The organism is Streptomyces sp. NPDC005811, assembly GCF_040630405.1.
Taxonomy (GTDB): domain Bacteria; phylum Actinomycetota; class Actinomycetes; order Streptomycetales; family Streptomycetaceae; genus Streptomyces.
Genome location: NZ_JBEXXK010000007.1, coordinates 96,608 through 118,784, shown reverse-complemented (window position 1 = coordinate 118,784; position 22,177 = coordinate 96,608). Strand labels below are relative to the sequence as shown.

The 22,177-nt window shown below is 69.0% G+C and carries 19 protein-coding genes and 1 tRNA gene; 11 read left to right on the top strand and 9 right to left on the bottom strand.

Features of this window, described 5'->3' with window-relative positions; all coding sequences use genetic code 11:
* Positions 1–10: 10 nt before the first annotated feature.
* From ABZ490_RS09980 to ABZ490_RS09970, 3 genes are read left to right on the top strand one after another with little or no spacing between them, the layout of a single operon-like run.
* Positions 11–1,312, top strand: coding sequence for a replication initiator (locus ABZ490_RS09980; protein WP_358987399.1), 1,302 nt, complete (start codon positions 11–13; stop codon positions 1,310–1,312).
* On the top strand, positions 1,309–1,497 hold the full coding sequence (locus ABZ490_RS09975; protein ID WP_351761975.1) for a helix-turn-helix domain-containing protein: 189 nt from the start codon (positions 1,309–1,311) through the stop codon (positions 1,495–1,497). Before ABZ490_RS09980 ends, ABZ490_RS09975 begins: the two co-directional genes overlap by 4 nt.
* Positions 1,497–2,654 (top strand): site-specific integrase, encoded by a 1,158-nt coding sequence (locus tag ABZ490_RS09970; protein WP_358987064.1) that lies wholly within the window; start codon positions 1,497–1,499, stop codon positions 2,652–2,654. The genes ABZ490_RS09975 and ABZ490_RS09970 overlap by 1 nt, the downstream gene beginning before the upstream one ends.
* A 78-nt stretch (positions 2,655–2,732) precedes the next feature.
* On the opposite strand, the gene ABZ490_RS09965 is transcribed toward ABZ490_RS09970, so the two are convergent.
* The 9 genes from ABZ490_RS09965 to dnaA all read right to left on the bottom strand — a co-directional run bounded on the left by ABZ490_RS09965 (position 2,733) and on the right by dnaA (position 15,652).
* Positions 2,733–2,809, bottom strand: a tRNA-Ile gene (locus ABZ490_RS09965).
* Positions 2,810–2,920: 111 nt separating this feature from the next.
* Complete coding sequence (locus tag ABZ490_RS09960; protein WP_358987061.1) at positions 2,921–3,694, bottom strand: DUF3566 domain-containing protein; 774 nt, start codon at positions 3,692–3,694, stop codon at positions 2,921–2,923.
* A gap of 19 nt (positions 3,695–3,713) precedes the next feature.
* Entirely contained in the window at positions 3,714–6,308 is a 2,595-nt protein-coding gene (gyrA, locus tag ABZ490_RS09955; RefSeq protein WP_358987058.1) for a DNA gyrase subunit A, read from the bottom strand.
* A 42-nt stretch (positions 6,309–6,350) separates the two neighbouring features.
* A complete protein-coding gene (gene gyrB, locus ABZ490_RS09950; RefSeq protein WP_358987055.1) occupies positions 6,351–8,414 on the bottom strand; it encodes a DNA topoisomerase (ATP-hydrolyzing) subunit B in 2,064 nt (687 codons plus the stop codon).
* A 449-nt stretch (positions 8,415–8,863) separates the two neighbouring features.
* Entirely contained in the window at positions 8,864–9,394 is a 531-nt protein-coding gene (locus ABZ490_RS09945; protein WP_055632116.1) for a DciA family protein, read from the bottom strand.
* A complete protein-coding gene (gene recF / locus ABZ490_RS09940; RefSeq protein WP_358987052.1) occupies positions 9,391–10,512 on the bottom strand; it encodes a DNA replication/repair protein RecF in 1,122 nt (373 codons plus the stop codon). The genes ABZ490_RS09945 and recF overlap by 4 nt, the downstream gene beginning before the upstream one ends.
* 35 nt (positions 10,513–10,547) lie before the next feature.
* Positions 10,548–11,423, bottom strand: coding sequence for a phosphogluconate dehydrogenase (NAD(+)-dependent, decarboxylating) (gene gnd, locus ABZ490_RS09935; RefSeq protein WP_358987049.1), 876 nt, complete (start codon positions 11,421–11,423; stop codon positions 10,548–10,550).
* Positions 11,424–11,613: 190 nt separating this feature from the next.
* A complete protein-coding gene (gene dnaN / locus ABZ490_RS09930; protein WP_358987047.1) occupies positions 11,614–12,744 on the bottom strand; it encodes a DNA polymerase III subunit beta in 1,131 nt (376 codons plus the stop codon).
* A gap of 964 nt (positions 12,745–13,708) precedes the next feature.
* The gene (gene dnaA, locus ABZ490_RS09925) at positions 13,709–15,652 is read right to left on the bottom strand and encodes a chromosomal replication initiator protein DnaA (RefSeq protein ID WP_358987044.1); all 1,944 of its coding nucleotides are present in this window, start codon (positions 15,650–15,652) and stop codon (positions 13,709–13,711) included.
* A gap of 363 nt (positions 15,653–16,015) precedes the next feature.
* Here dnaA and rpmH point away from each other — a divergent pair, with 363 nt between their 5' ends.
* The 8 genes from rpmH (at position 16,016) to ABZ490_RS09885 (ending at position 21,957) form a co-directional block, all read left to right on the top strand.
* On the top strand, positions 16,016–16,153 hold the full coding sequence (rpmH, locus tag ABZ490_RS09920) for a 50S ribosomal protein L34 (RefSeq protein WP_018846094.1): 138 nt from the start codon (positions 16,016–16,018) through the stop codon (positions 16,151–16,153).
* A 21-nt stretch (positions 16,154–16,174) separates the two neighbouring features.
* Complete coding sequence (rnpA, locus tag ABZ490_RS09915) at positions 16,175–16,546, top strand: ribonuclease P protein component (protein ID WP_358987039.1); 372 nt, start codon at positions 16,175–16,177, stop codon at positions 16,544–16,546.
* On the top strand, positions 16,543–16,896 hold the full coding sequence (gene yidD / locus ABZ490_RS09910; protein ID WP_067255400.1) for a membrane protein insertion efficiency factor YidD: 354 nt from the start codon (positions 16,543–16,545) through the stop codon (positions 16,894–16,896). The genes rnpA and yidD overlap by 4 nt, the downstream gene beginning before the upstream one ends.
* Positions 16,897–16,899: 3 nt before the next feature.
* The gene (gene yidC / locus ABZ490_RS09905) at positions 16,900–18,183 is read left to right on the top strand and encodes a membrane protein insertase YidC (protein ID WP_358987036.1); all 1,284 of its coding nucleotides are present in this window, start codon (positions 16,900–16,902) and stop codon (positions 18,181–18,183) included.
* 15 nt (positions 18,184–18,198) lie between these two features.
* Positions 18,199–18,708 (top strand): R3H domain-containing nucleic acid-binding protein, encoded by a 510-nt coding sequence (locus ABZ490_RS09900; protein WP_358987033.1) that lies wholly within the window; start codon positions 18,199–18,201, stop codon positions 18,706–18,708.
* Positions 18,709–18,827: 119 nt separating this feature from the next.
* On the top strand, positions 18,828–19,544 hold the full coding sequence (gene rsmG / locus ABZ490_RS09895) for a 16S rRNA (guanine(527)-N(7))-methyltransferase RsmG (RefSeq protein ID WP_358987030.1): 717 nt from the start codon (positions 18,828–18,830) through the stop codon (positions 19,542–19,544).
* Between the two features lie 248 nt (positions 19,545–19,792).
* Positions 19,793–20,866 (top strand): AAA family ATPase, encoded by a 1,074-nt coding sequence (locus tag ABZ490_RS09890; RefSeq protein WP_079061860.1) that lies wholly within the window; start codon positions 19,793–19,795, stop codon positions 20,864–20,866.
* Positions 20,863–21,957 carry a ParB/RepB/Spo0J family partition protein gene (locus ABZ490_RS09885; RefSeq protein ID WP_358987027.1) on the top strand — a complete coding sequence of 365 codons (1,095 nt, stop codon included), beginning with the start codon at positions 20,863–20,865 and terminating at the stop codon, positions 21,955–21,957. The genes ABZ490_RS09890 and ABZ490_RS09885 overlap by 4 nt, the downstream gene beginning before the upstream one ends.
* The last annotated feature ends 220 nt before the right edge of the window (positions 21,958–22,177 follow it).

The following is a 22,177-nucleotide window of genomic DNA, read 5'->3' as shown; positions in this document are numbered from 1 at the left end:
AGACGGCACCCTGCCCGGTATCCTCCGCCAGCTCTCCAGCCTCGGCGGCTGCACCCACCCGATCCGCCTCGACGGACACCGCACCGAGTACGACGTCGACACCGCCACCGGCGAGATCGGCCGCATCCTCCAGCACCTCGACTCCACCAGCCTCCCGGTCGGCCAACTCCTCGTCCGCTGCAACAACCGTCGCATCACCCGTTGCCCGGCCTGCGCCGAGGTCTACCGCCGCGACACCTTCCAGCTCATCACCGCTGGCCTGCGGGGCGGCAAGGGCATCCCCGAACACGTCGCCACCCACTCCCGCGTCTTCGCCACCTTCACCGCCCCCAGCTTCGGCCCCGTCCACAACCGCCCGTCCACCGGCCGCCCCTGCCGTTGCGGCACCCACCACGCCCAAGACGACGAGACACTCGGCACCCCGCTCAACCCGGACACCTACGACTACGCGGCGGCCGTCCTCTGGAACGCCCACGCCGGCCTCCTCTGGCGGCGCTTCTCCATCCACCTGCGCCGGGAGGTCGCCAAGCGCGCGGGCCTCGCACAACGGCGTCTCCGCGACCACGCTCGCGTGTCCTTCGCCAAGGTGGCCGAGTACCAAAAGCGCGGAGCCGTCCACTTTCACGCCGTGATCCGCCTCGACGGCCCCGGCGGTGGAGACACCCCGCCCCCTGCCTGGGCCACCGCCGAACTGCTCACCGACGCCATCAGCGCCGCCGCAGCCAGGGTCCGGGTCGACGGACCGACCATCGACGACCGCGCGCACGCCTTCACCTTCGGGCGTCAGCTCGACGTCCGCACCATCCGCTCCGCCGACTTCAACGACGGCCAGGAGCTGACCGAGCGGGCCGTAGCGGCGTACATCGCCAAGTACGCCACCAAGGGCGCCGAGACCGCCACGGGAGCTCTCGACCGACCCTTGAAGTTCGCCGCCGAACTCGCCCAGCTCGACATCAGCGACCACGCCCGCCGCCTCATCCGCACCGCCTGGGCCCTCGGCGCCCGCAAGGACCTGGAACACCTCCGCCTGCGGGCCTGGGCCCACATGCTCGGCTTCCGCGGCCACTTCTCCACCAAATCCCGCCGCTACTCCACCACCCTCGGCGCCCTCCGCGACGCCCGCGCCGAATGGCAGCGCGCTCAGACAGGAGCAGTCACCACGCCCGAAACGACGTACGTCCTCGCTCACTGGGCCTTCGCCGGCACCGGCCTCTCCGACACCGAAGCCTGGCTCTCCGCCAGCCTCCACGGCGACGCGCAGCCCACGACCGCGCAACCCACCGCCTCCCCCACGGATGGAGCCGCAGCTTGACCACCGCCGCCCCTGAACTGCTCACCGTCCCGGAGGTCATGACCCGGCTCAAGGTCGGCCGCACCAAGGTCTATGACCTCATCCGCACCCGCCGCCTGGTCTCCATCAAGGTCGACGGATGCCGCCGGATCCCGGACGACGCCGTACGCGACTTCGTCCGCCACCAGATGGGAGAGGCCGCCTGATGGCCAAGAGACGCCCCAACGGCGGCGGCACGATCTCCAAGCGCGCGGATGGCCGCTACATGGGCCGCGCGTACGTCACCGACACCGACGGCAACCGCGTCCGTAAGACCGTCTACGGCGCCACGTGGGACGACGCGAACGAGAAGCTCGGCAAGCTCCAGGACCAGGAGCGCAACGGCATCCCGGTGCCCTCGCGTACCTGGACGCTCGGCGAGTGGCTGCCGTACTGGCTGGAGCACATCGTCAAACCGGAACGGGAGCACAACACCTACGCCAAGTACGAGTCCAAGGTCCGGCTCTACCTGCTGCCCCATCTCGGCAAGAAGCCGCTCACCAAGCTGACGCCCGCCCAGCTCCGCGCTCTCATGGCCGCGCTGAGGCGGGAGGAGGTAGGCGCGGCCACCCGCTTCGAGGTGCTGCGCGTCCTCCGGAACGCCCTCAACCGGGCCATGCGCGAAGAGCTGCTCACGCGCAACGTCGCCCTCCTGGTCGACATGCCCAAGGTCGCCAAGGACAAGGGCACGGCGTGGAGCGCACGGGAAGCGATCACGTTCCTCCGCTCGACCCGCGCGCACCGCCTCTACGCGGCCGGCGTCCTGGTGCTCGTCCTCGGCCTGCGCCGCAGTGAGGTCCTGGGCCTGCGTTGGCAGGACATCGACTTCGAGAACGGCCGGTTCACCCCGGTCAAGCAGGTGCAGCGGGAGAAGGGCGTGGGCCTGGTCCTCAAGGACCTCAAGACGGAGTCCTCACAGGCCGTGCTCCCGCTCCCGGAGTTCTGCGCCCGTGCCCTGGAGGAGCGCCGGGAGCTCCAGGAGCTGGAGAAGAAGATTGCCGGTGCCCACTGGGACCAGCCGGAAGACCACGATCTGATCTTCTCCTCGGAGCACGGCGGCATGATCGACCCCACCGGCTTCTCACGGACCTTCGATCGCCTCGTCAAGCGGGCCGGCGTCCGCCGGATCACCGTCCGGCTCGCCCGGCACACCTGCGGCACCCTGCTGGCCTTCTTGAAGGTGCATCCCAAGGTCGCTCAGGCGATCCTCCGGCACAGCCAGATCAGCATGACCATGGACGTGTACACGCACGTCGTGGGCGACAGTGAGCGGGAAGCTGTGACGATGCTCGCAGAGCTGCTCGAAGACCCGCTCATCGGTTGACCGCAGCCGTTCGCCCTCGTTGGTGTCAACCATGGGTGTCAAAAGACCCCCGGACCGATGGTCCGGGGGTCTTTTGGCTGGTGGGGCTAACAGGATTTGAACCTGTGGCCTCATCCTTATCAGGGATGCGCTCTAACCAACTGAGCTATAGCCCCGCCGCGCTCTGCGGTGTGTGTCCCGCGCGCTGACTCCTGAAGATTAGCGCACGACGTGGGCAGTCCCAAAATCGGTTGTCGGGGACCGCCCACGACGGGTTCAGCGGGAGTTCACTCGTCCTCGGCCAGCGTCAGCTCCACTCCGCCGACGAAACCGGCGGAGATGTTGTAGATGAACGCGCCGAGCGTCGCGAGGGCCGTCGCCAGGACGACGTCGATGACCGCGATGATCGTCGTGAACATCAGGACGTGGGGGAGCGAGAGGAAGGACTGCAGGTCGAAGCCGTTGGACTCGTTGGAGCCGGTGGCCTCGGAGATGGTGCCGCCGACCGTCGAGAAGACGCCCATCGCGTCCATGACCATCCACAGCACCGCCGCCGCGACGATCGTGCAGATGCCCAGCGCGATCGACAGCAGGAAGCTGACCTTCATCACCGACCACGGGTCGACCTTGGCCACCCGCAGCCGCGCCTTGCGCACCCGCGGCACGGTCCGCGCGCCGGCGCCGGTGCGCGGACGCCGTACCGTGCCCGGCGGCGTCGCCTGGGTCGGGTAGGCCTGCGGCGGGTGGTACGGCGTCTCGGCGGGCTGCTGGGCCTGCCGGTCGCCGGGCAGCGGTGAGGCCTGCTGCTGGGCCTGCGGACCTCGGGTGTCCGTCACGGTTCCCCCCTGGGATCCCTGGGATCCTTGCGTGTCGGGCGAGGAGGAGGCGTCGGCGGCCGCCGGCTTGATCGCCTTCAGCTGGGTCGTGTGCGTGTCCTGCTCACGTCCCTCCGCGCCCCGCGCGCCGGTCGTGCGCGCGTCCCCCTCCGGCGCGGCGGAGCCACGGCCGCCGCCGTTCTTGTCCGTGCCGGCAGACGTACCGGCGCCCGTGGCTCCGCTCACGATGACCCACTCCTCGTGCCTACTCGGCCGAGGGCGCCTCACCCTCGTCCGTGCCGCTGCTCGCGGCTCCCTCGGCGGTCTCGTCCACGGCCACGTCGCCGTCGACCTCCTCCGCCTCGCGCCCCGCCTCGGCGTTGCGTGCGATACCGACCACGGCATCGCGCTTGCCCAGGTTGATCAGTTGGACGCCCATGGTGTCACGGCCTGTCTCCCTGACCTCGTTGACTCGCGTACGAATCACACCGCCCGACAACGTGATGGCGAGGATCTCGTCCGTCTCCTCGACCACCAGCGCGCCGACGAGCGAACCGCGGTCCTCCACGATCTTGGCGGCCTTGATACCCAGGCCGCCGCGGCCCTGGACGCGGTACTCGTCGACGCCGGTCCGCTTCGCGTACCCGCCGTCTGTGGCAGTGAACACGAACGTACCGGGTCGAACAACATTCATCGAGAGCAGCTCGTCTCCCTCGCGGAAGCTCATGCCCTTGACACCCGAAGTGGCGCGGCCCATGGGGCGGAGCGTTTCGTCCGTGGCGGTGAAGCGGATCGACTGTGCCTTCTTGCTGATCAGCAGCAGATCGTCGTCCGCCGAGACGAGTTCGGCACCGATCAGTTCGTCGTCGGAACCGTCCTCCGTCTCACGGAGGTTGATCGCGATGACACCGCCGGAACGGGGCGAATCGTAATCCTTCAGCGGCGTCTTCTTGACCAAGCCGCCCTTGGTGGCCAGGACCAGGTACGGCGCCGCCTCGTAGTCGCGGATGGCGAGGATCTCGGCGATCGCCTCGTCCGGCTGGAAGGCCAGCAGGTTGGCGACGTGCTGACCGCGTGCGTCCCGGCCGGCGTCGGGCAGCTCGTACGCCTTCGCGCGGTACACCCGGCCCTTGTTGGTGAAGAACAGCAGCCAGTGGTGCGTGGTGGAGACGAAGAAGTGGTCGACGATGTCGTCTTCCTTGAGCTTCGCCCCGCGCACGCCCTTGCCGCCGCGCTTCTGGGAGCGGTAGTCGTCCGTCTTCGTGCGCTTGACATAGCCGCCACGCGAGATGGTGACGACGATGTCCTCCTCGGCGATCAGGTCCTCAATGGACATGTCACCGTCGTAGGGCACCAGCATGGTCTTGCGGTCGTCGCCGTACTTCTCGACGATCGCGGCGAGTTCCTCGCTGACGATGCCGCGCTGGCGGACCGGCGAGGCCAGGATGTCGTTGTACTCCGCGATCTTCGCCTGGAGTTCGTCGTGCTCCTGGATGATCTTCCGGCGCTCCAGGGCGGCCAGCCGGCGCAGCTGCATCTCGAGGATGGCGTTCGCCTGGATCTCGTCGATCTCCAGGAGCTCCATCAGGCCCGTGCGCGCGATGTCGACGGTGTCGCTGCGCCGGATCAGCGCGATGACCTCGTCGATGGCGTCCAGGGCCTTCAGCAGGCCGCGCAGGATGTGCGCCCGCTCCTCGGCCTTGCGCAGCCGGAAGCGCGTACGGCGGACGACGACCTCGATCTGGTGCGTCACCCAGTGGCGGATGAACGCGTCCAGGGACAGCGTGCGCGGGACGCCGTCGACCAGGGCGAGCATGTTCGCGCCGAAGTTCGACTGCAGGTCCGTGTGCTTGTACAGGTTGTTCAGGACGACCTTGGCGACCGCGTCGCGCTTGAGCACGATGACCAGGCGCTGGCCGGTGCGCGAGGACGTCTCGTCGCGGACGTCCGCGATGCCGCCGATCTTGCCGTCCTTCACCAGGTCGGCGATCTTCTGCGCGAGGTTGTCCGGGTTGACCTGGTACGGCAGCTCGGTGACCACCAGGCACTGGCGGTTCTGGATCTCCTCGACCTCGACGACCGCGCGCATGGTGATCGAGCCGCGGCCCGTGCGGTACGCCTCCTCGATGCCCTTGCGGCCGACGACCAGGGCGCCGGTCGGGAAGTCGGGGCCCTTGATGCGCTCGATCAGCGCGTCCAGGAGCTCCTCGTGCGAGGCCTCCGGGTTCTCCAGGTACCACTGGGCGCCGGCCGCGACCTCGCGCAGGTTGTGCGACGGGATGTTGGTCGCCATGCCGACCGCGATGCCCGCCGAGCCGTTGATCAGCAGGTTCGGGAAGCGGGCGGGCAGGACGGTCGGCTCCTGGGAGCGGCCGTCGTAGTTGTCCGTGAAGTCGACGGTCTCCTCGTCGATGTCACGGACCATCTCCATCGACAGCGGCGCCATCTTGCACTCGGTGTAGCGCATGGCGGCCGCCGGGTCGTTGCCCGGGGAGCCGAAGTTGCCGTTGGAGTCGACGAGCGGCATGCGCATCGACCACGGCTGGGCCAGGCGGACCAGCGCGTCGTAGATCGAGGAGTCGCCGTGGGGGTGGTAGTTGCCCATGACGTCGCCGACGACACGGGCGCACTTGTAGAAGCCGCGCTCGGGGCGGTAGCCGCCGTCGTACATCGCGTAGAGCACCCGGCGGTGGACGGGCTTGAGGCCGTCACGGACGTCGGGCAGGGCGCGCGAGACGATGACGGACATCGCGTAGTCGAGATACGAGCGCTGCATCTCCGTCTCGAGCCCGACGGGCTCGATGCGCATCACGACGTCGCCGCCCTCTTCAGGGGTGACGGGAGTGTTCTCGTCGGTCATTGCTGGTGGGGATCCTTCCTGGTGCGGTCAGCTGAGACCGACTCAGATGTCGAGGAAGCGGACGTCCTTGGCATTGCGCTGGATGAAGGCACGGCGTGCCTCCACGTCCTCGCCCATGAGGACCGAGAACAGGTCGTCGGCCTGCGCGGCGTCGTCGAGGGTGACCTGGCCGAGGACGCGGTGCTCGACGTCCATGGTGGTCACGCGCAGCTCCTCGGCGTTCATCTCGCCGAGACCCTTGAAGCGCTGGATCGAGTCCTCGCGCACGCGCTTGCCGCGCTGGCGGCCCATCTCGATCAGCGCGTCGCGCTCCCGGTCGGAGTACGCGTACTCGATGTCGTCCCGGCCCCACTTGATCTTGTAGAGCGGAGGACGGGAGAGGTACACGTGTCCGGCCTCGACCAGCGGCCGCATGAAGCGGAACAGGAACGTCAGCAGCAGGGTGCTGATGTGCTGGCCGTCGACGTCGGCGTCCGCCATCAGGATGATCTTGTGATAGCGCAGCTTCTCGATGTCGAAGTCCTCGTGCACACCGGTGCCGAAGGCCGAGATGAGCGCCTGGATCTCCTGGTTCTGCAGGATCTTGTCGATCCTGGCCTTCTCCACGTTGAGGATCTTGCCGCGGATCGGGAGGATCGCCTGGTACTGGGGGTTGCGGCCGGACTTGGCCGAGCCGCCGGCGGAGTCACCCTCGACGATGAAGATCTCGCACTTGGTGGGGTCGTTCGACTGGCAGTCGGAGAGCTTGCCCGGGAGCGAGGCGCTCTCCAGCAGGCCCTTGCGCCGGGTCAGGTCGCGGGCCTTGCGGGCCGCCACGCGCGCGGTGGCCGCCTGGATGCCCTTGCGGACGATGTCCGCCGCCTCGACCGGGTTGCGGTCCAGCCAGTCCTGGAGGTGCTCGTAGACCGCCTTCTGGACGAAGGTCTTCGCCTCCGTGTTGCCCAGCTTGGTCTTGGTCTGGCCCTCGAACTGCGGCTCGCTCAGCTTGACCGAGATGATCGCGGTCAGACCCTCGCGGATGTCGTCGCCCGTGAGGTTGTCGTCCTTCTCACGCAGCAGCTTCTTGTCGCGCGCGTACTTGTTGACCAGGTTGGTCAGGGCCGCGCGGAAGCCCTCCTCGTGGGTGCCGCCCTCGTGCGTGTGGATGATGTTGGCGAAGGAGTACACGCCCTCGCTGTAACCGCTGTTCCACTGCATCGCGACTTCGAGGGAGAGCGCGCGCTCCTTGTCCTCGGCCTCGAGGTCGATCACCGTCGGGTGCACCGCTTCGCCCTTGCGGGAGTTGAGGTACTTCACGAAGTCGACGATGCCGCCCTCGTAGTGGTACGTGACGGTCTTGACCTCGGACTTCTCGTCGGCGCCCGCCTCGTCCGCACCGGTGACGGCCTTCGCCGACTCGCGCTCGTCCGTGAGTTTGATCGTCAAACCCTTGTTGAGGAACGCCATCTCCTGGAAGCGCCGGGAGAGCGTCTCGAACGAGTACTCGGTGGTCTCGAAGATGTCCGGGTCGGCCCAGAAGGTGACCGAGGTGCCGGTCTCCGTGATGGCCTCGTGCTGGGCGAGGGGCGCCGTGGGGACGCCCATCTTGTAGTCCTGCGTCCAGCGGTGGCCGTCGGTCCTCACCTCGACGGCGACCTTCGACGACAGGGCGTTCACGACGGAGACGCCGACGCCGTGCAGACCGCCGGAGACCGCGTAGCCGCCGCCGCCGAACTTGCCGCCCGCGTGCAGCACGGTCAGCACGACCTCGAGGGCCGGCTTGCCCTCGGAGGGCACGATGCCGACCGGGATGCCGCGGCCGTTGTCGATGACGCGGATCCCGCCGTCGGCAAGGATCGTCACGTCGATCGTGTCGGCGTGACCGGCCAGCGCCTCGTCGACGGAGTTGTCCACGACCTCGTACACCAGGTGGTGGAGGCCGCGCTCGCCCGTGGAGCCGATGTACATACCGGGGCGCTTGCGGACCGCGTCCAGGCCCTCGAGGACGGTGATGGCGCTGGCGTCGTACGAGGCGGTGACCTCGCCGTTCACGCCGGCGCCGGTGGACGGGTTGTTCTCGTTGGGGTTGCCGGAATCGGCCACGAAGCGCCCTTTCTGGCACAGCACGAGCCAGGCTCCTCGGCAGGTTGCCGGGGCGGCTGCGGCATGTTGCGTTGGTAAGCCTTGATCAGCGTTGCTCAGCTTGTCCCGGGCGGTCCCCACGTTCGGGGCGGGATTGGCTTCCAGTCTACCGGTAGCACTGACAGTGATGGGGGTTTGCCGGTACCTGAGTCCGGATGTGCCGCCCTCAACCGGTCTCCGACGGGTCCCGATATACGGAAGGGGGCTTCAAGGGGCTCACGGAGGCACTCAGCGCTTCCGGGTGTCAACCCTTGGCTACCGACGGGTCAGGTCGGAAATCACGGGAAATCGCCCCCACGTGCGAGCTCTTGCGGCGCCGTCCACAGCCTGTGGGCAACGGGCGGCGCACCGCTCGCGGCCCCCGCGCCGGGCACACGAAAAGACGGCCGGGGCGGTACGCGCGTGCCACCCCGGCCGTCTCTACGTGACGCAGATCACCCGTAGGTGTCTCCGGGGCCGGTGGATCCGGGGGCGCGCAGCGGGCCGTAACGGCGCACGGGGCCGCCGGGACCCTGCACCTTGATCTGTCTGACCCGGCCGTGCCCGAGGTCCTCGTTGAGCCGGGCGACCAGGGTCGGCGCCAGCAGCCGCAGATTCGTCGCCCAGGCCGTGGAGTCGCAGCGCACGACCAGGACCCGCTCGTCCTCGTCGTACCGCTCGGGCACACAGTGCTTGGCCACGTCCTCGCCGACGATCTCCGGCCAGCGCCCCATCACGCCGCCCACCGCGGCCGGCGCCTCCCAGCCGCGCTCGTTCAGCAGCCGGTTGATCGCCGCGCCGAGCGCCATCGGGTCGCGTCCGTCCGCCCGCGCGCCGGAGCGCAGACCGCCCCCGCGCCGCGCCTGCTTCTTCTGCTGCGCGGCGTCGCCACGCGCGCGTGCCTGTTCGCGCGCCGCCCTCAGCGCCACGCGCGCGAGGTCGACGCCGGAGGGCTCGGGGGTCCTGCGGGGTTCCTGCTCGGTCATACGCGTTCCACCGTCCCGTCCGCCACCACGTACCGCGCCCCGCTCAGGACATGCGGTACGTCGTCGTCGACCGCCGCGGTCACCAGCACCTGCTCCCCCGGCGCGACCAGCTCGGCCAGCCGCTCCCGGCGGCGCGCGTCCAGCTCGGCGAAGACGTCGTCGAGCACCAGCACCGGCTCGTTGCCCTCGGCCCGCAGCAGGTCGTAGGAGGCCAGCCGCAGCGCGAGCGCGTACGACCAGGACTCGCCGTGCGAGGCGTAGCCCTTGGCCGGCAGCTGACCCAGCTTGAGCAGCAGATCGTCCCGGTGCGGACCCACGAGGGTGACGCCCCGCTCGATCTCCTGCTTGCGGGCGTCCGCGAGCGCCGCCATGAGCTGCGCGTAGAGGTCCTCCCGCGTGTGCGCCTCGCCGGGCGCCGACGGCCGGTACTCCAGGGCCAGCGGCCCCCCGCCGGGCGCCAGCTGCTCGTACGCCTTGTCGGCCAGCGGCTGGATCGCCGCGATCAGGTCGAGCCGCTGGGCGAGCAGCTCGGCCCCCGCGCGCGCGAGGTGCTGGTCCCAGACGTCGAGCGTCGACAGGTCCATGGACCGCCCGCCGTGCCGCCGCGCCAGCGCCGCCGACTTCAGCAGGGTGTTGCGCTGCTTGAGGACGCGCTCGTAGTCGGACCGCACCCCCGCCATGCGCGGGGAGCGGGCCGTGATCAGCTCGTCCAGGAACCGCCGCCGCTCCCCGGGATCCCCCTTGACCAGCGCGAGGTCCTCGGGCGCGAACAGCACGGTCCGTACGATGCCCAGCACGTCCCGGGGTCTGACCTGCGAGGACCGGTTGATGCGGGCGCGGTTGGACTTGCCGGGGTTCAGCTCCAGCTCGACGAGCTGCTGCCGCTCGCCCTGGCGGACCTGCGCCCGGATGATCGCGCGGTCGGCGCCCATGCGGACCAGGGGCGCGTCGGAGGCGACCCGGTGGCTGCCGAGGGTGGCGAGATAGCCGACGGCCTCGACGAGGTTGGTCTTGCCCTGGCCGTTGGGGCCGACGAAGGCGGTGACGCCCGGGTCGAGCGGGACCTCGGCCCGGGTGTAGGAGCGGAAGTCGGCCAGCGACAGATGCGTGACGTGCATGGTCGTTCGCCGACCTCCCCCAGGGTTCTTTGGTGCTACTTCGTCTCGACCGCGTGGCCGCCGAACTGGTTGCGCAGCGCCGCGATCATCTTCATCTGCGGGGAGTCCTCCTGGCGGGAGGAGAACCGCGCGAACAGCGAGGCCGTGATCGCGGGCAGCGGCACGGCGTTGTCGATGGCAGCCTCGACGGTCCAGCGGCCTTCGCCGGAGTCCTGGGCGAAGCCCTTGAGCTTGTCGAGGTGCTCGTCCTCGTCGAGGGCGTTGACCGCGAGGTCGAGCAGCCAGGACCGGATGACGGTGCCCTCCTGCCAGGAGCGGAAGACCTCGCGCACGTCCGTGACGGAGTCGACCTTCTCCAGCAGCTCCCAGCCCTCGGCGTAGGCCTGCATCATGGCGTACTCGATGCCGTTGTGGACCATCTTGGCGAAGTGGCCGGCGCCGACCTTGCCGGCGTGCACCGAGCCGAAGTCGCCCGCGGGCTTGAGCGCGTCGAACACGGGCCGCACCTTGGCGACGTTCTCGGCGTCGCCGCCGTACATCAGCGCGTAGCCGTTCTCCAGGCCCCAGACGCCGCCGGAGACGCCGCAGTCGACGAAGCCGATGCCCTTGGCCGCCAGTTCCCCGGCGTGCTTCTCGTCGTCCGTCCAGCGGGAGTTGCCGCCGTCCACGACGACGTCGCCGGGCTCCAGCAGTTCGGCCAGCTCGTCGATCGTCGACTGGGTGGCGGCACCGGCCGGGACCATGACCCACACCACACGCGGGCCCTTGAGCTTGCCCACCAGTTCTTCGAGGCTGTGGACGTCGGCGAGGTCCGGGTTGCGGTCGTATCCGACGACGGTGTGGCCCGCGCGGCGGATCCGCTCGCGCATGTTGCCGCCCATCTTGCCGAGGCCGACGAGACCGAGCTCCATCAGTTGTTCCTTAGGTCGCTGTGTGGCGTGTGGGGCACCTTCGTACCCATGTCCGAGCCTAAACCCGGACGGTCACGCACACCTGTGGGCATACGCGCTCAGACGTCGACCCACGAACGCGGGCTCACCTGCGGATTCGCCCACAGGCCGGGAGTCGGTTCTCCACGGCCTGTGGACAACGTCAGGCAGCTCAGCCGCTCAGCCGCACCGGCATGATCAGGTACTTGTAGGCGTCGTCCGCCTCCGCGTCCAGCGCCGGCCTGCCGCTGAGCAGCGCGGGCTTGGTGGACGTCGTGAAGGACAGCTGGGCGACGGGGGAGTCGATCGCGCTCAGTCCGTCCAGCAGGAAGGTCGGGTTGAAGGCGATCGAGATGTCGTCGCCCTCCAGCTGGGAGTCGACCCTTTCCACAGCCTGTGCGTCGTCGCTGGAGCCTGCCTCCAGGATGAGCACGCCCTGCTCGAAGCTGAGCCGCACCGGGGTGTTCCGCTCGGCGACCAGGGCCACACGCTTGACGGCCTCCACGAAGGGGGCGGTCTCGATCACGGCGACGGAGTTGAACTCGGTCGGGAACAGCGTGCGGTACTTCGGCAGGTCGCCCTCGAGGAGCCGGGTGGTGGTGCGGCGGCCCGCGCCCTCGAAACCGATCAGACCCTCGCCCGAGCCCGAGCCGGAGAGCGCCAGGATGACGCTGTCGCCGCTCGTGAGGGCCTTGGCGGTGTCAAGGAGCGTCTTGGCGGGCACCAGGGCGACCGCGGAGGCGTCCGGGTTCTCCGGCTTCCACAGGAACTCGCGGACCGCGAAGCGGTAGCGGTCGGTGGAGGCGAGGGTGACGGTGTCGCCCTCGATCTCGATGCGCACACCGGTGAGGACGGGGAGCGTGTCGTCACGCCCGGCGGCGATGGCCACCTGGGCGGCGGCGGAGGCGAAGACCTCGCCGGGGACGGTGCCCGTCGCGTTCGGCATCTGGGGCAGCGACGGGTACTCCTCCACAGGCAGGGTGTGGAGGGTGAACCGCGAGGAGCCGCAGACCACGGTCGCCCGTACACCGTCTGTGGAGATCTCCACCGGCCGGTTGGGGAGCGCGCGGCAGATGTCCGCGAGCAGACGGCCGGAGACGAGGACCGTGCCCTCCTCCTCGACCTCGGCCTCCACGGACACGCGCGCCGAGACCTCGTAGTCGAAGCTGGAGAGGCTCAGGGCGCCGTCCTCGGCCTTCAGCAGCAGGCCCGCGAGCACAGGCGCCGGCGGGCGGGCCGGGAGACTGCGCGCCGCCCAGGCCACTGCCTCCGCGAGTACGTCGCGTTCCACCCGGATCTTCACTCTTGCCGCCTCCTGCTGTTGCCGGCGCTTCTCGGCCTGCCTGGCTTCGTCTGGTGTCGGTGTGATCGGCCCCGGCGAGGGGAAGGACCACCCGGGGTCCAGTCTGACGCACCGCACTGACAGTAGGTGCCTCTCGGGGTCAAGTCGTGACGAGGGGCAGCCGGAGGCCGGAGAGCGAGTTGTGCACAGGACCCACTTCGAAACGGATTCCGAGCTCTCTCTAGTCGTCAGTAGTAGTAGGGCCTGTGGATACCGTGGATAACCCCGTTTTCGCAGCTCAGAGGCGATTTTTTATCCACTGGCCCTGTGGGCGGAGGCGGTGGACAACCGGGCCCGTCTGTGGAGAACGGAAAGTTCTGCACACTCCGTGCACAGGGAGGGGCGAGTTCTCCCCAGCACCGTCCCCAGCTTTACCCACGTTTCCCACAGGCCAACCAGGCAACTTCGTGTGACGCCTTTCACTCGACCCGGTGAGGAGGCGCGTCAGCTTGCCGAACAGTGGACAGGCATGTGGAGAAACCGCTGATCGCTGGGGACAACCGGCCGCAGCCTGTGGGCGGCCGGTGGACAACTTCGTGCACAGCCTGTGGATCATTTTCTTGTCCACAGCCTGTGGATGTTCTTCGTCCACGAATCCACAACCTGTTGACCTGGCTGGATGCTCCTCCCACAGGCTCGCCTGTGGATACAGTCTGGACAACTTCCGGGTCCCCAGGGTGTGGACGGCAAAAAGTCACCGAATCTGTGGAGAGTGGCCGTAACCCGGCCGGTAATCGAACACCGGATGACGGACCGCCGGGACGCACGGACCTTCCCGGGCGGCTCCTCGGACCTCCCGAGCCGCTCCTCGGACCCTCCGCGGCCGCTCCCCGGACCCTCCCAGGACGCGTCACCGCTCCCCCGGACACGCGAAAGGCGCCCCGGGAGCGGCTCCCGGGGCGCCCTGTGCGGCGTCGTACGGCGGTCAGCCGGCCTTGATGCGGTTGGTCAGCTCGGTCACCTGGTTGTAGATGGAGCGCCGCTCGGCCATCAGATTGCGGATCTTGCGGTCGGCGTGCATGACCGTGGTGTGGTCGCGGCCGCCGAACAGCGCGCCGATCTTCGGCAGCGAGAGGTCCGTCAGCTCGCGGCACAGGTACATGGCGATCTGCCGGGCCGTCACCAGCGCCCGCCCGCGCGAGGTTCCGCACAGGTCCTCGACCGTGAGCCCGAAGTAGTCCGCGGTGGCGCTCATGATGGCCGTGGAGGTGATCTCGGGCGCCGAGTCCTCGCCGCCGGGGATCAGGTCCTTCAGGACGATCTCCGTCAGCCCCAGGTCCACCGGCTGCCGGTTGAGCGAGGCGAACGCGGTCACCCGGATCAGCGCGCCCTCCAGCTCACGGATGTTGCGCGAGATCCGCGAGGCGATGAACTCCAGCACCTCCGGCGGGGCGTTGAGCTGCTCCTGCACCGCCTTCTTGCGCAGGATCGCGATCCGCGTCTCCAGCTCGGGCGGTTGCACGTCGGTGATCAGACCCCACTCGAAGCGGTTCCGCAGCCGGTCCTCCAGCGTCACCAGCTGCTTGGGCGGCCGGTCGCTGGACAGCACGATCTGCTTGTTGGCGTTGTGGAGCGTGTTGAAGGTGTGGAAGAACTCCTCCTGCGTCGACTCCTTGTCCGCGAGGAACTGGATGTCGTCGACGAGCAGGATGTCCATCTCGCGGTACCGCTTGCGGAAGCTGTCGCCCTTGCCGTCGCGGATGGAGTTGATGAACTCGTTGGTGAACTCCTCCGAGCTCACGTACCGCACGCGCGTGCCGGGGTACAGGCTCCGCGCGTAGTGTCCGATCGCGTGCAGCAGGTGCGTCTTGCCGAGCCCCGACTCGCCGTAGATGAAGAGCGGGTTGTACGCCTTCGCGGGCGCCTCGGCGACGGCGACCGCGGCCGCGTGCGCGAAGCGGTTGGACGCGCCGATGACGAACGTGTCGAAGAGGTACTTCGGGTTCAGCCGGGCGGTCGGCTCACCGGGCCCGCCCGAGGACGGCGACGGCGCGGCCGGAGCCCCGGGCCGCTGCGGCGGTCCGGAACCGGCCGGCGGCTCGGGCAGCTCGCGCCGGCCCGCGTCCCGCTGGTCGTACTCGGGCCGCTTCGGCTCGTAGGGCCCGGGGTCGTACGGCGGCCGCTCCATCGACTGCGGCCGGTAGTCCTGCGGCGGCTGACCGTAGGAGTCCTGGGAGTACGGCGCTGGGGACGGTGACCCGTAGGGGTCCTGGGCCGGGGGACCGTAGGAGTCCTGGGACGGCGAGGCATACGGGTCCCGCTCGGGGAAGCCGAGCCGCTGCTGCTGCCAGCCGTAGTCGTCCCGCTGGGGCCGCGGCCAGGCGCCGGGCTCCGGACGCTGGTACTCCGAGGGGTACGCGGGCCGCGCGGTCGGCAGCTGCTCCCCGCGCGGGCCCTCGCCGGAGGGACCCGGGAGCGGCTCGGCGCGGCGCCGGCCGTAGCTCCCGTCGTACGGGCTGTCGTGGGAGGTGTCGTACGTGCTGTCGTAGCGGCCCTTGGGCTCGTCGTACGGGCCGGCCGGGAGTTCGGGCTCCTCGTAGCGCGGCTTCGGCTGCTGCTGGACCGGGGGCGCCGGCGGGGCCGGCGGCTCGCCGACGGAGTCGTCCACGGTGATCGCGATACGGATCGGGCGGCCGCACTCACGGCTCAGCGTCTCGCTGACGATCGGGGCCAGCCGGCCCTCGAGTACGCCCTTGGCGAACTCGTTCGGCACGGCGAGCAGGGCTGTGTCGGCGACCAGCGCCAGCGGCTGGCAGCGCCGGATCCAGTGCTCGTCCTTCGCCTCGACACCCTGGCCGCGGCCCTCACCGAGGAGCTGCTCCAGTACGCGTGGCCACACTGCGGCAAGATCGGCAGGTACGTCAGCCACAGGGCACGCTCTCTCGTGGGGGGTCCCACGCACGTGTGGTTGCGGGACGGGTCGGGAACCAGGGGTCGATGGAACGGATCGGAGTCCAGCCACGGTAGTCAGGGCGGCGGGTGCGGTTCAAGTTGTTGTCCCCAGGCTGTGGATAGTGTCTCCCGGTGACCCCTGGTTTGACCGGATGGCGCAGCCGCGCGTACCGTAACCAGGTCGAGTTGTCGATGGCTGCTGCCGCCTGCCTCCGATGGGCACAGATCGCGTCAGGTGATCGGGAAGCGGTGCACTCGGGCGTAACGAGAGCTACTCGTGGGCGCACGGTGACAGCCAGGACGGCACCCGCCACCACCGATTGATTTCTGGAGCCCCCGAGTGAGCAAGCGCACCTTCCAGCCGAACAACCGTCGTCGCGCCAAGACCCACGGCTTCCGCCTGCGGATGCGCACCCGTGCCGGCCGCGCGATCCTCGCGAACCGCCGCAGCAAGGGCCGCGCGAACCTGTCCGCCTGAGCCTGATCAGGTCATGACGTCGTGCTGCCTACCGAGCATCGGCTGAGGCGGCGCGAAGACTTCGCGACCGCGGTACGACGGGGTCGTCGGGCTGGACGCCCGACCCTCGTCGTGCACCTTCGTAGCGGTGCCACGGACCCGCACGCGCCTGGGGAGAGCGCTCCCCCGACGCGTGCGGGTTTCGTCGTGAGCAAGGCCGTGGGCGGGTCGGTCGTACGCAACAAGGTCAAGCGCAGACTGCGTCATCTGATGCGCGACCGAGTCGTTCTGTTGCCCCCCGGTAGCCTGGTAGTGGTACGGGCGCTGCCCGGTGCGGGCGACGCCGACCATGCACAGCTGGCCCAAGACCTGGATGCCGCCCTTCAACGGCTGCTGGGAGGGGGCGCGCGATGAAGTACCCGCTGCTGGCCCTGATCAAGCTCTATCAGTGGACGATCAGTCCCCTGCTCGGGCCCGTGTGCAAGTACTACCCGTCGTGCTCCCACTACGGATACACGGCGATCGACCGGCACGGCGCGATCAAGGGAACGGCACTCACCGCCTGGCGCATTCTGCGGTGCAACCCGTGGTCGCTGGGGGGTGTGGACCATGTCCCGCCGCGGAAGCGCCCGCGGTGGCACGAAATGCTGCGGGACGCCTGGCGTGCACGCAGGGGCGGGACCTCCGCCGCCGAAACGGCCACCGGGGAGAGCGTTTCCCCGAGCCCGGCCGCAGAGACCCCGTCCCATGCCCAAGGAGCATGATTAGTGGACACGATTGCCAGCCTCTTCAGCTTCATCACGACACCCGTTTCCTGGGTCATCGTCCAGTTCCACACGGTGTACGGCAAGATCTTCGGCCCTGACACCGGATGGGCCTGGGGCCTGTCGATCGTGTCTCTGGTGATTTTGATCCGCATCTGCCTGATCCCGCTCTTCGTGAAGCAGATCAAGGCGACCCGGGCGATGCAGACGCTCCAGCCCGAGATGAAGAAGATCCAGGAGCGCTACAAGAACGACAAGCAGCGTCAGTCCGAAGAGATGATGAAGCTGTACAAGGAGACGGGCACCAACCCGCTCTCCTCGTGCCTTCCCATCCTGGCGCAGTCCCCGTTCTTCTTCGCCCTCTACCACGTGCTCAACGGCATCGCGAACGGTGACACCATCGGCGTGATCAACCAGAGCCTGCTGGAGAGCGCGCAGAAGGCGCACATCTTCGGTGCGCCCCTGGCCGCCAAGTTCACCGACAGCGCCTCGGAGGCCACGGCCCTCGGCGCCTCCCTCACGGACGTCCGGGTCGTCACCGCGATCATGATCGTCCTGATGTCGGCCTCGCAGTTCTTCACCCAGCGCCAGCTGATGACGAAGAACGTCGACACCTCGGTGAAGACGCCGTTCATGCAGCAGCAGAAGATGCTGATGTACGTCTTCCCCGTCATGTTCGCCGTCTTCGGCATCAACTTCCCCGTCGGTGTCCTCGTCTACTGGCTGACCACCAACGTGTGGACCATGGGCCAGCAGATGTACGTGATCCACAACAACCCGACCCCGGGTTCGAAGGCCCAGGCCGCGTACCTGGAGCGGCTGTACAAGCACGTGTCGCACGCCGGCAAGACGCGCCGCCGCAGCGAGAAGACGATCATCAAGGCCATCGTCGCCAAGGGCCGCGACCGCAACGAGGCCGAGCGCAAGTTCATCAACGGTCTGACCAAGGCGGGCCTCGCGGCCCAGGCCGACGGCACCGTGGCGAAGAGCGACGCCCAGACCGTCGTGGAGACCGCCGAGGACGGCACCACCACGACCACGTCCGCGGCCGCCGCCAAGCGCCAGCAGCCGAAGCGGCAGTCCAAGTCCCAGCGCCAGACCGGCGGCCCCAAGGCGGCCGGTGAGACGACCTCGCTGAGCAAGTCCGACGAGCCCGAGGACGCCAAGCCCTCCGGCGCCGCCCGGCCGTCCGCTCCCCAGGCCGGAACCGGCGGCGGGCGCAGCAAGGCCCAGTCCGGTCAGCGCAAGGGCGGCCCGCAGCGCCCCAAGTCCCCCTCCAAGAAGTAAGAAGGAGCCCATCCCGTGACGGAAGGCACCACCTCCGCTGCCGAGGGTGCAGACACCCTGACCCGCCTGGAGCAGGAGGGCGAGATCGCGGCGGACTATCTCGAGGGTCTGCTGGACATCGCCGATCTCGACGGCGACATCGACATGGACGTCGAGGCCGACCGCGCCGCAGTGTCGATCATCAGCGACTCCGGCACCCGTGAACTGCAGAAGCTGGTCGGCCGGGATGGCGAGGTGCTGGAGGCGCTTCAGGAGCTGACGCGCCTGGCCGTGCACCGGGAGACCGGGGACCGCAGCCGGCTGATGCTGGACATCGCCGGCTACCGGGCCAAGAAGCGTGCCGAGCTCTCCGAGCTGGGTGCCAAGGCCGCGTCCGACGCCAAGAACAGCGGCGAGCCCGTGAAGCTGAAGCCGATGACGCCCTTCGAGCGCAAGGTCGTCCATGACGCGGTCAAGGCCGCGGGCCTGCGCAGCGAGTCCGAGGGCGAGGAGCCGCAGCGCTTCGTCGTCGTGCTCCCCGACTAGATTCGTTACGTACGTCACCCCCGGCCCCGTCTGTAGCGCAGGCGGGGCCGGTCTTTGTCAGCCTGGTTGTCTGGTGGTCGGCGCTGGACGCGTCGAAGCGGTACGGAAGGACGGTCCCCGTGACGGAGGCAGCGGAGCTCCCCCCTGCGCCTGAGGTGGCACGCGAGGTATTCGGTGATCGCTTCGCTGATGCGGTCCGGTACGCCGAGCTCCTGGCCGAGGCAGGTGTGCAGCGCGGCCTCATCGGCCCGCGCGAGGTGCCACGCCTGTGGGAGCGGCACATCCTCAACTGCGCGGTGCTCTCCGAGGTCGTGCCCGAGGGCGTGACCGTGTGCGATGTGGGCTCGGGCGCCGGGCTGCCCGGCATCCCCCTGGCGCTGGTGCGTGAGGACCTGAAGATCACTCTTCTGGAGCCGCTGCTGCGGCGCACCAACTTCCTCACCGAGGTGGTCGAACTCCTCGGCCTGGACCATGTCACCGTGGTCCGTGGCCGCGCCGAGGAGGTCATGGGCACCCTTTCGCCCGTCCATGTGGTGACCGCCCGCGCCGTGGCGCCCCTCGACCGTCTGGCCACCTGGGGCATCCCCCTGCTGCGCCCCTACGGCGAGATGCTCGCGCTCAAGGGCGACACCGCCGAGGAGGAGCTGAAGAGCGCGGCCACCGCCCTGAGCAAGCTGGGCGCGGTCGGTACCTCGATCCTCCAGGTGGGCGGGGATGTCGTCGATCCGCTCTCCACGGTGGTGCGGGTCGAGGTCGGGGAGAGCCCCGGTGGGGTGCGGTTCGCGGCCAAACGGGCGAAGGCCGCCCGGACGGGACGGGTCCGTCGCCGGCGCTGAACGTACTCCACACCAGCTGCCCCACCTACGTAGGACGGAGTGTCGCGTCCGTTCGGGCGTAGGCGCTGTGCATCGTGTTTCACGTGAAACGTCGCTCTTTGCTGCACGGCATCATCGGCCGCGGTCGCGCTGCGGCCGAACCCCGCAAACGAAAGCCCCTCGGTTCACTCGATGCGGGGGTGGAGTTGTCCACAGAGGTGGATTTCTCCACAGAACAACAGGCCTCACTGGTTCGCGACCCCGAAGGCATGGCAGGCTCTGTTCATTGCGAGCTTGAAGTCGAGGAGAGTGAATCCTTGCGGTCCGACGCCAACATCGCGGGACCGATGGCCGATCCGGTCCCCGGTCCCCGTACCGAGTCCCTGGGGGAGGATGTTTCACGTGAAACACCGCCCCCGATGGACGACACTCCGATCGGTCGTGCTGCCCAACTGGCGGTGGAAGCACTGGGCCGCGCCGGCGAGGGTCTGCCACGTCCGGAGCAGACCCGGATCATCGTGGTCGCCAACCAGAAGGGCGGCGTCGGCAAGACCACCACGACGGTGAACCTTGCCGCCTCCCTGGCCCTGCACGGCGGCCGTGTCCTCGTCGTCGACCTCGACCCGCAGGGCAATGCGTCCACGGCCCTGGGGATCGATCATCACGCCGAGGTCCCGTCCATCTACGACGTGTTGGTCGAGAGCCGCCCGCTCGCGGAAGTCGTCCAGCCGGTTCCCGATGTCGAAGGCCTCTTCTGCGCCCCCGCCACGATCGATCTCGCCGGTGCGGAGATCGAGCTGGTGTCGCTGGTGGCACGAGAGAGCCGACTGCAGCGCGCCATCCAGGCCTATGAGCAGCCGCTGGACTACGTCCTCATCGACTGCCCGCCCTCGCTCGGCCTGCTGACGGTCAACGCGATGGTGGCGGGCGCGGAGGTCCTGATCCCGATCCAGTGCGAGTACTACGCACTGGAGGGACTGGGCCAGCTGCTGCGCAACGTCGATCTGGTGCGGGGGCACCTCAACCCCGCCCTGCATGTGTCGACCATCCTGCTCACCATGTACGACGGCCGGACGCGCCTGGCGTCCCAGGTCGCCGACGAGGTGCGCACCCACTTCGGTGACGAAGTGCTGCGGACGAGCATTCCTCGCTCGGTCCGTATCTCCGAGGCGCCGAGCTATGGCCAGACGGTGTTGACCTACGATCCAGGATCGAGCGGCGCCCTCTCCTATCTTGAGGCGGCCCGAGAGATCGCGCTGAGGGGTGTGGGCATCAGCTATGACGCCACCCACGCTCATATCGGCGCTCAGAACAGTCCGAGCATGGTGGAGGGGATCCAGTGAATGAGCGACGGAGGGGGTTGGGACGTGGTCTCGCCGCACTGATCCCTGCCGCCCCCACGGAGAAGACGCCGGCACAGACCACGGTGGCCGGCTCGACGGCCCCGGCGGCTGTCCCGAGTCTGAACGAGCGTGGGGTGGCCGCGGCGAAGGTGGCCACACTGCCGGCTGTTTCACGTGAAACAGAGGAGCCGTCGGCCTATGACGTCGTGGAGACGCCCGGGCCGCCCATCGGGGCGTACTTCGCGGAGATCCCCCTCGACGCGATCACGCCGAACCCGCAGCAGCCGCGTGTGGTCTTCGACGAGTACGCGCTGGAAGAACTCGTCATCTCCATCAAGGAGGTCGGTCTCCTCCAGCCGGTCGTCGTACGGCAGCTGGGCCCCGGGCGCTATGAGCTCATCATGGGTGAGCGCCGCTGGCGGGCCTGCCGTGAGGCGGGGCTGGAGGCGATCCCGGCGATCGTGCGGGCCACGGACGACGAGAAGCTTCTCCTGGACGCGCTCCTGGAGAACCTTCACCGTGCGCAGCTGAACCCGCTGGAAGAGGCAGCCGCCTACGACCAGTTGCTCAAGGACTTCAACTGCACGCACGACCAGCTGGCGGACCGGATCGGCCGGTCCCGTCCACAGGTGTCCAATACGCTGCGTCTGCTGAAGCTCTCGCCGGCGGTGCAGAACCGGGTGGCGGCGGGGGTGCTGTCCGCGGGTCACGCTCGTGCGCTGCTCTCCGTGGAGGACGCGGAGGAGCAGGAGCGGCTGGCTCACCGGATCGTGGCCGAGGGGCTCTCGGTGCGGAACGTCGAAGAGATCGTGACCCTCATGGGCTCCCGGCCCCAGTCGGCCCAGCGGGCCCGTAAGCCGCGTGCCGGTGCCCTGGTCTCCCCGGCGCTGTCCGAGCTGGCCACCCGGCTCTCGGACCGCTTCGAGACCCGGGTGAAGGTCGATCTGGGGCAGAAGAAGGGCAAGATCACCGTCGAGTTCGCCTCGGTGGAGGATCTGGAGCGCATCCTCGGCACGCTGGCCCCGGGCGAGGGCTTCGCCCTGCAGAAGGGGCTGGAAGAGGAGAGCGACGCGGAGGAAGCGGACGACTGAGTCAGGGGCCGGTCCTGAGACCCCGTCACAGGGCGGCCCGTGCGTGTCCCGAGCGAGCCGTGTCCGGTGTGTCCGGAACACGGCTCGCTCTTTGCGTTCAGTCGGTATCGACGGGAATCGCATCGTGGATACGATGCGAGGGGGTATGGCGCATCCATCAGGCAGCACCTCGAAGTGGGAGGCGAGGGCCATGCGAACGATGAGCCGGACCGGACTGGTG

Coding starts and splice junctions, on each gene's coding strand:
- ABZ490_RS09970 (WP_358987064.1), top strand. CDS start 1,497: ATGGCCAAGAGACGCCCCAACGGCGGCGGCACGATCTCCAAGCGCGCG.
- gyrA (WP_358987058.1), bottom strand. CDS start 6,308: ATGACCGACGAGAACACTCCCGTCACCCCTGAAGAGGGCGGCGACGTC.
- ABZ490_RS09945 (WP_055632116.1), bottom strand. CDS start 9,394: ATGACCGAGCAGGAACCCCGCAGGACCCCCGAGCCCTCCGGCGTCGAC.
- recF (WP_358987052.1), bottom strand. CDS start 10,512: ATGCACGTCACGCATCTGTCGCTGGCCGACTTCCGCTCCTACACCCGG.
- gnd (WP_358987049.1), bottom strand. CDS start 11,423: ATGGAGCTCGGTCTCGTCGGCCTCGGCAAGATGGGCGGCAACATGCGC.
- yidD (WP_067255400.1), top strand. CDS start 16,543: ATGAAGTACCCGCTGCTGGCCCTGATCAAGCTCTATCAGTGGACGATC.
- ABZ490_RS09890 (WP_079061860.1), top strand. CDS start 19,793: ATGGCAGGCTCTGTTCATTGCGAGCTTGAAGTCGAGGAGAGTGAATCC.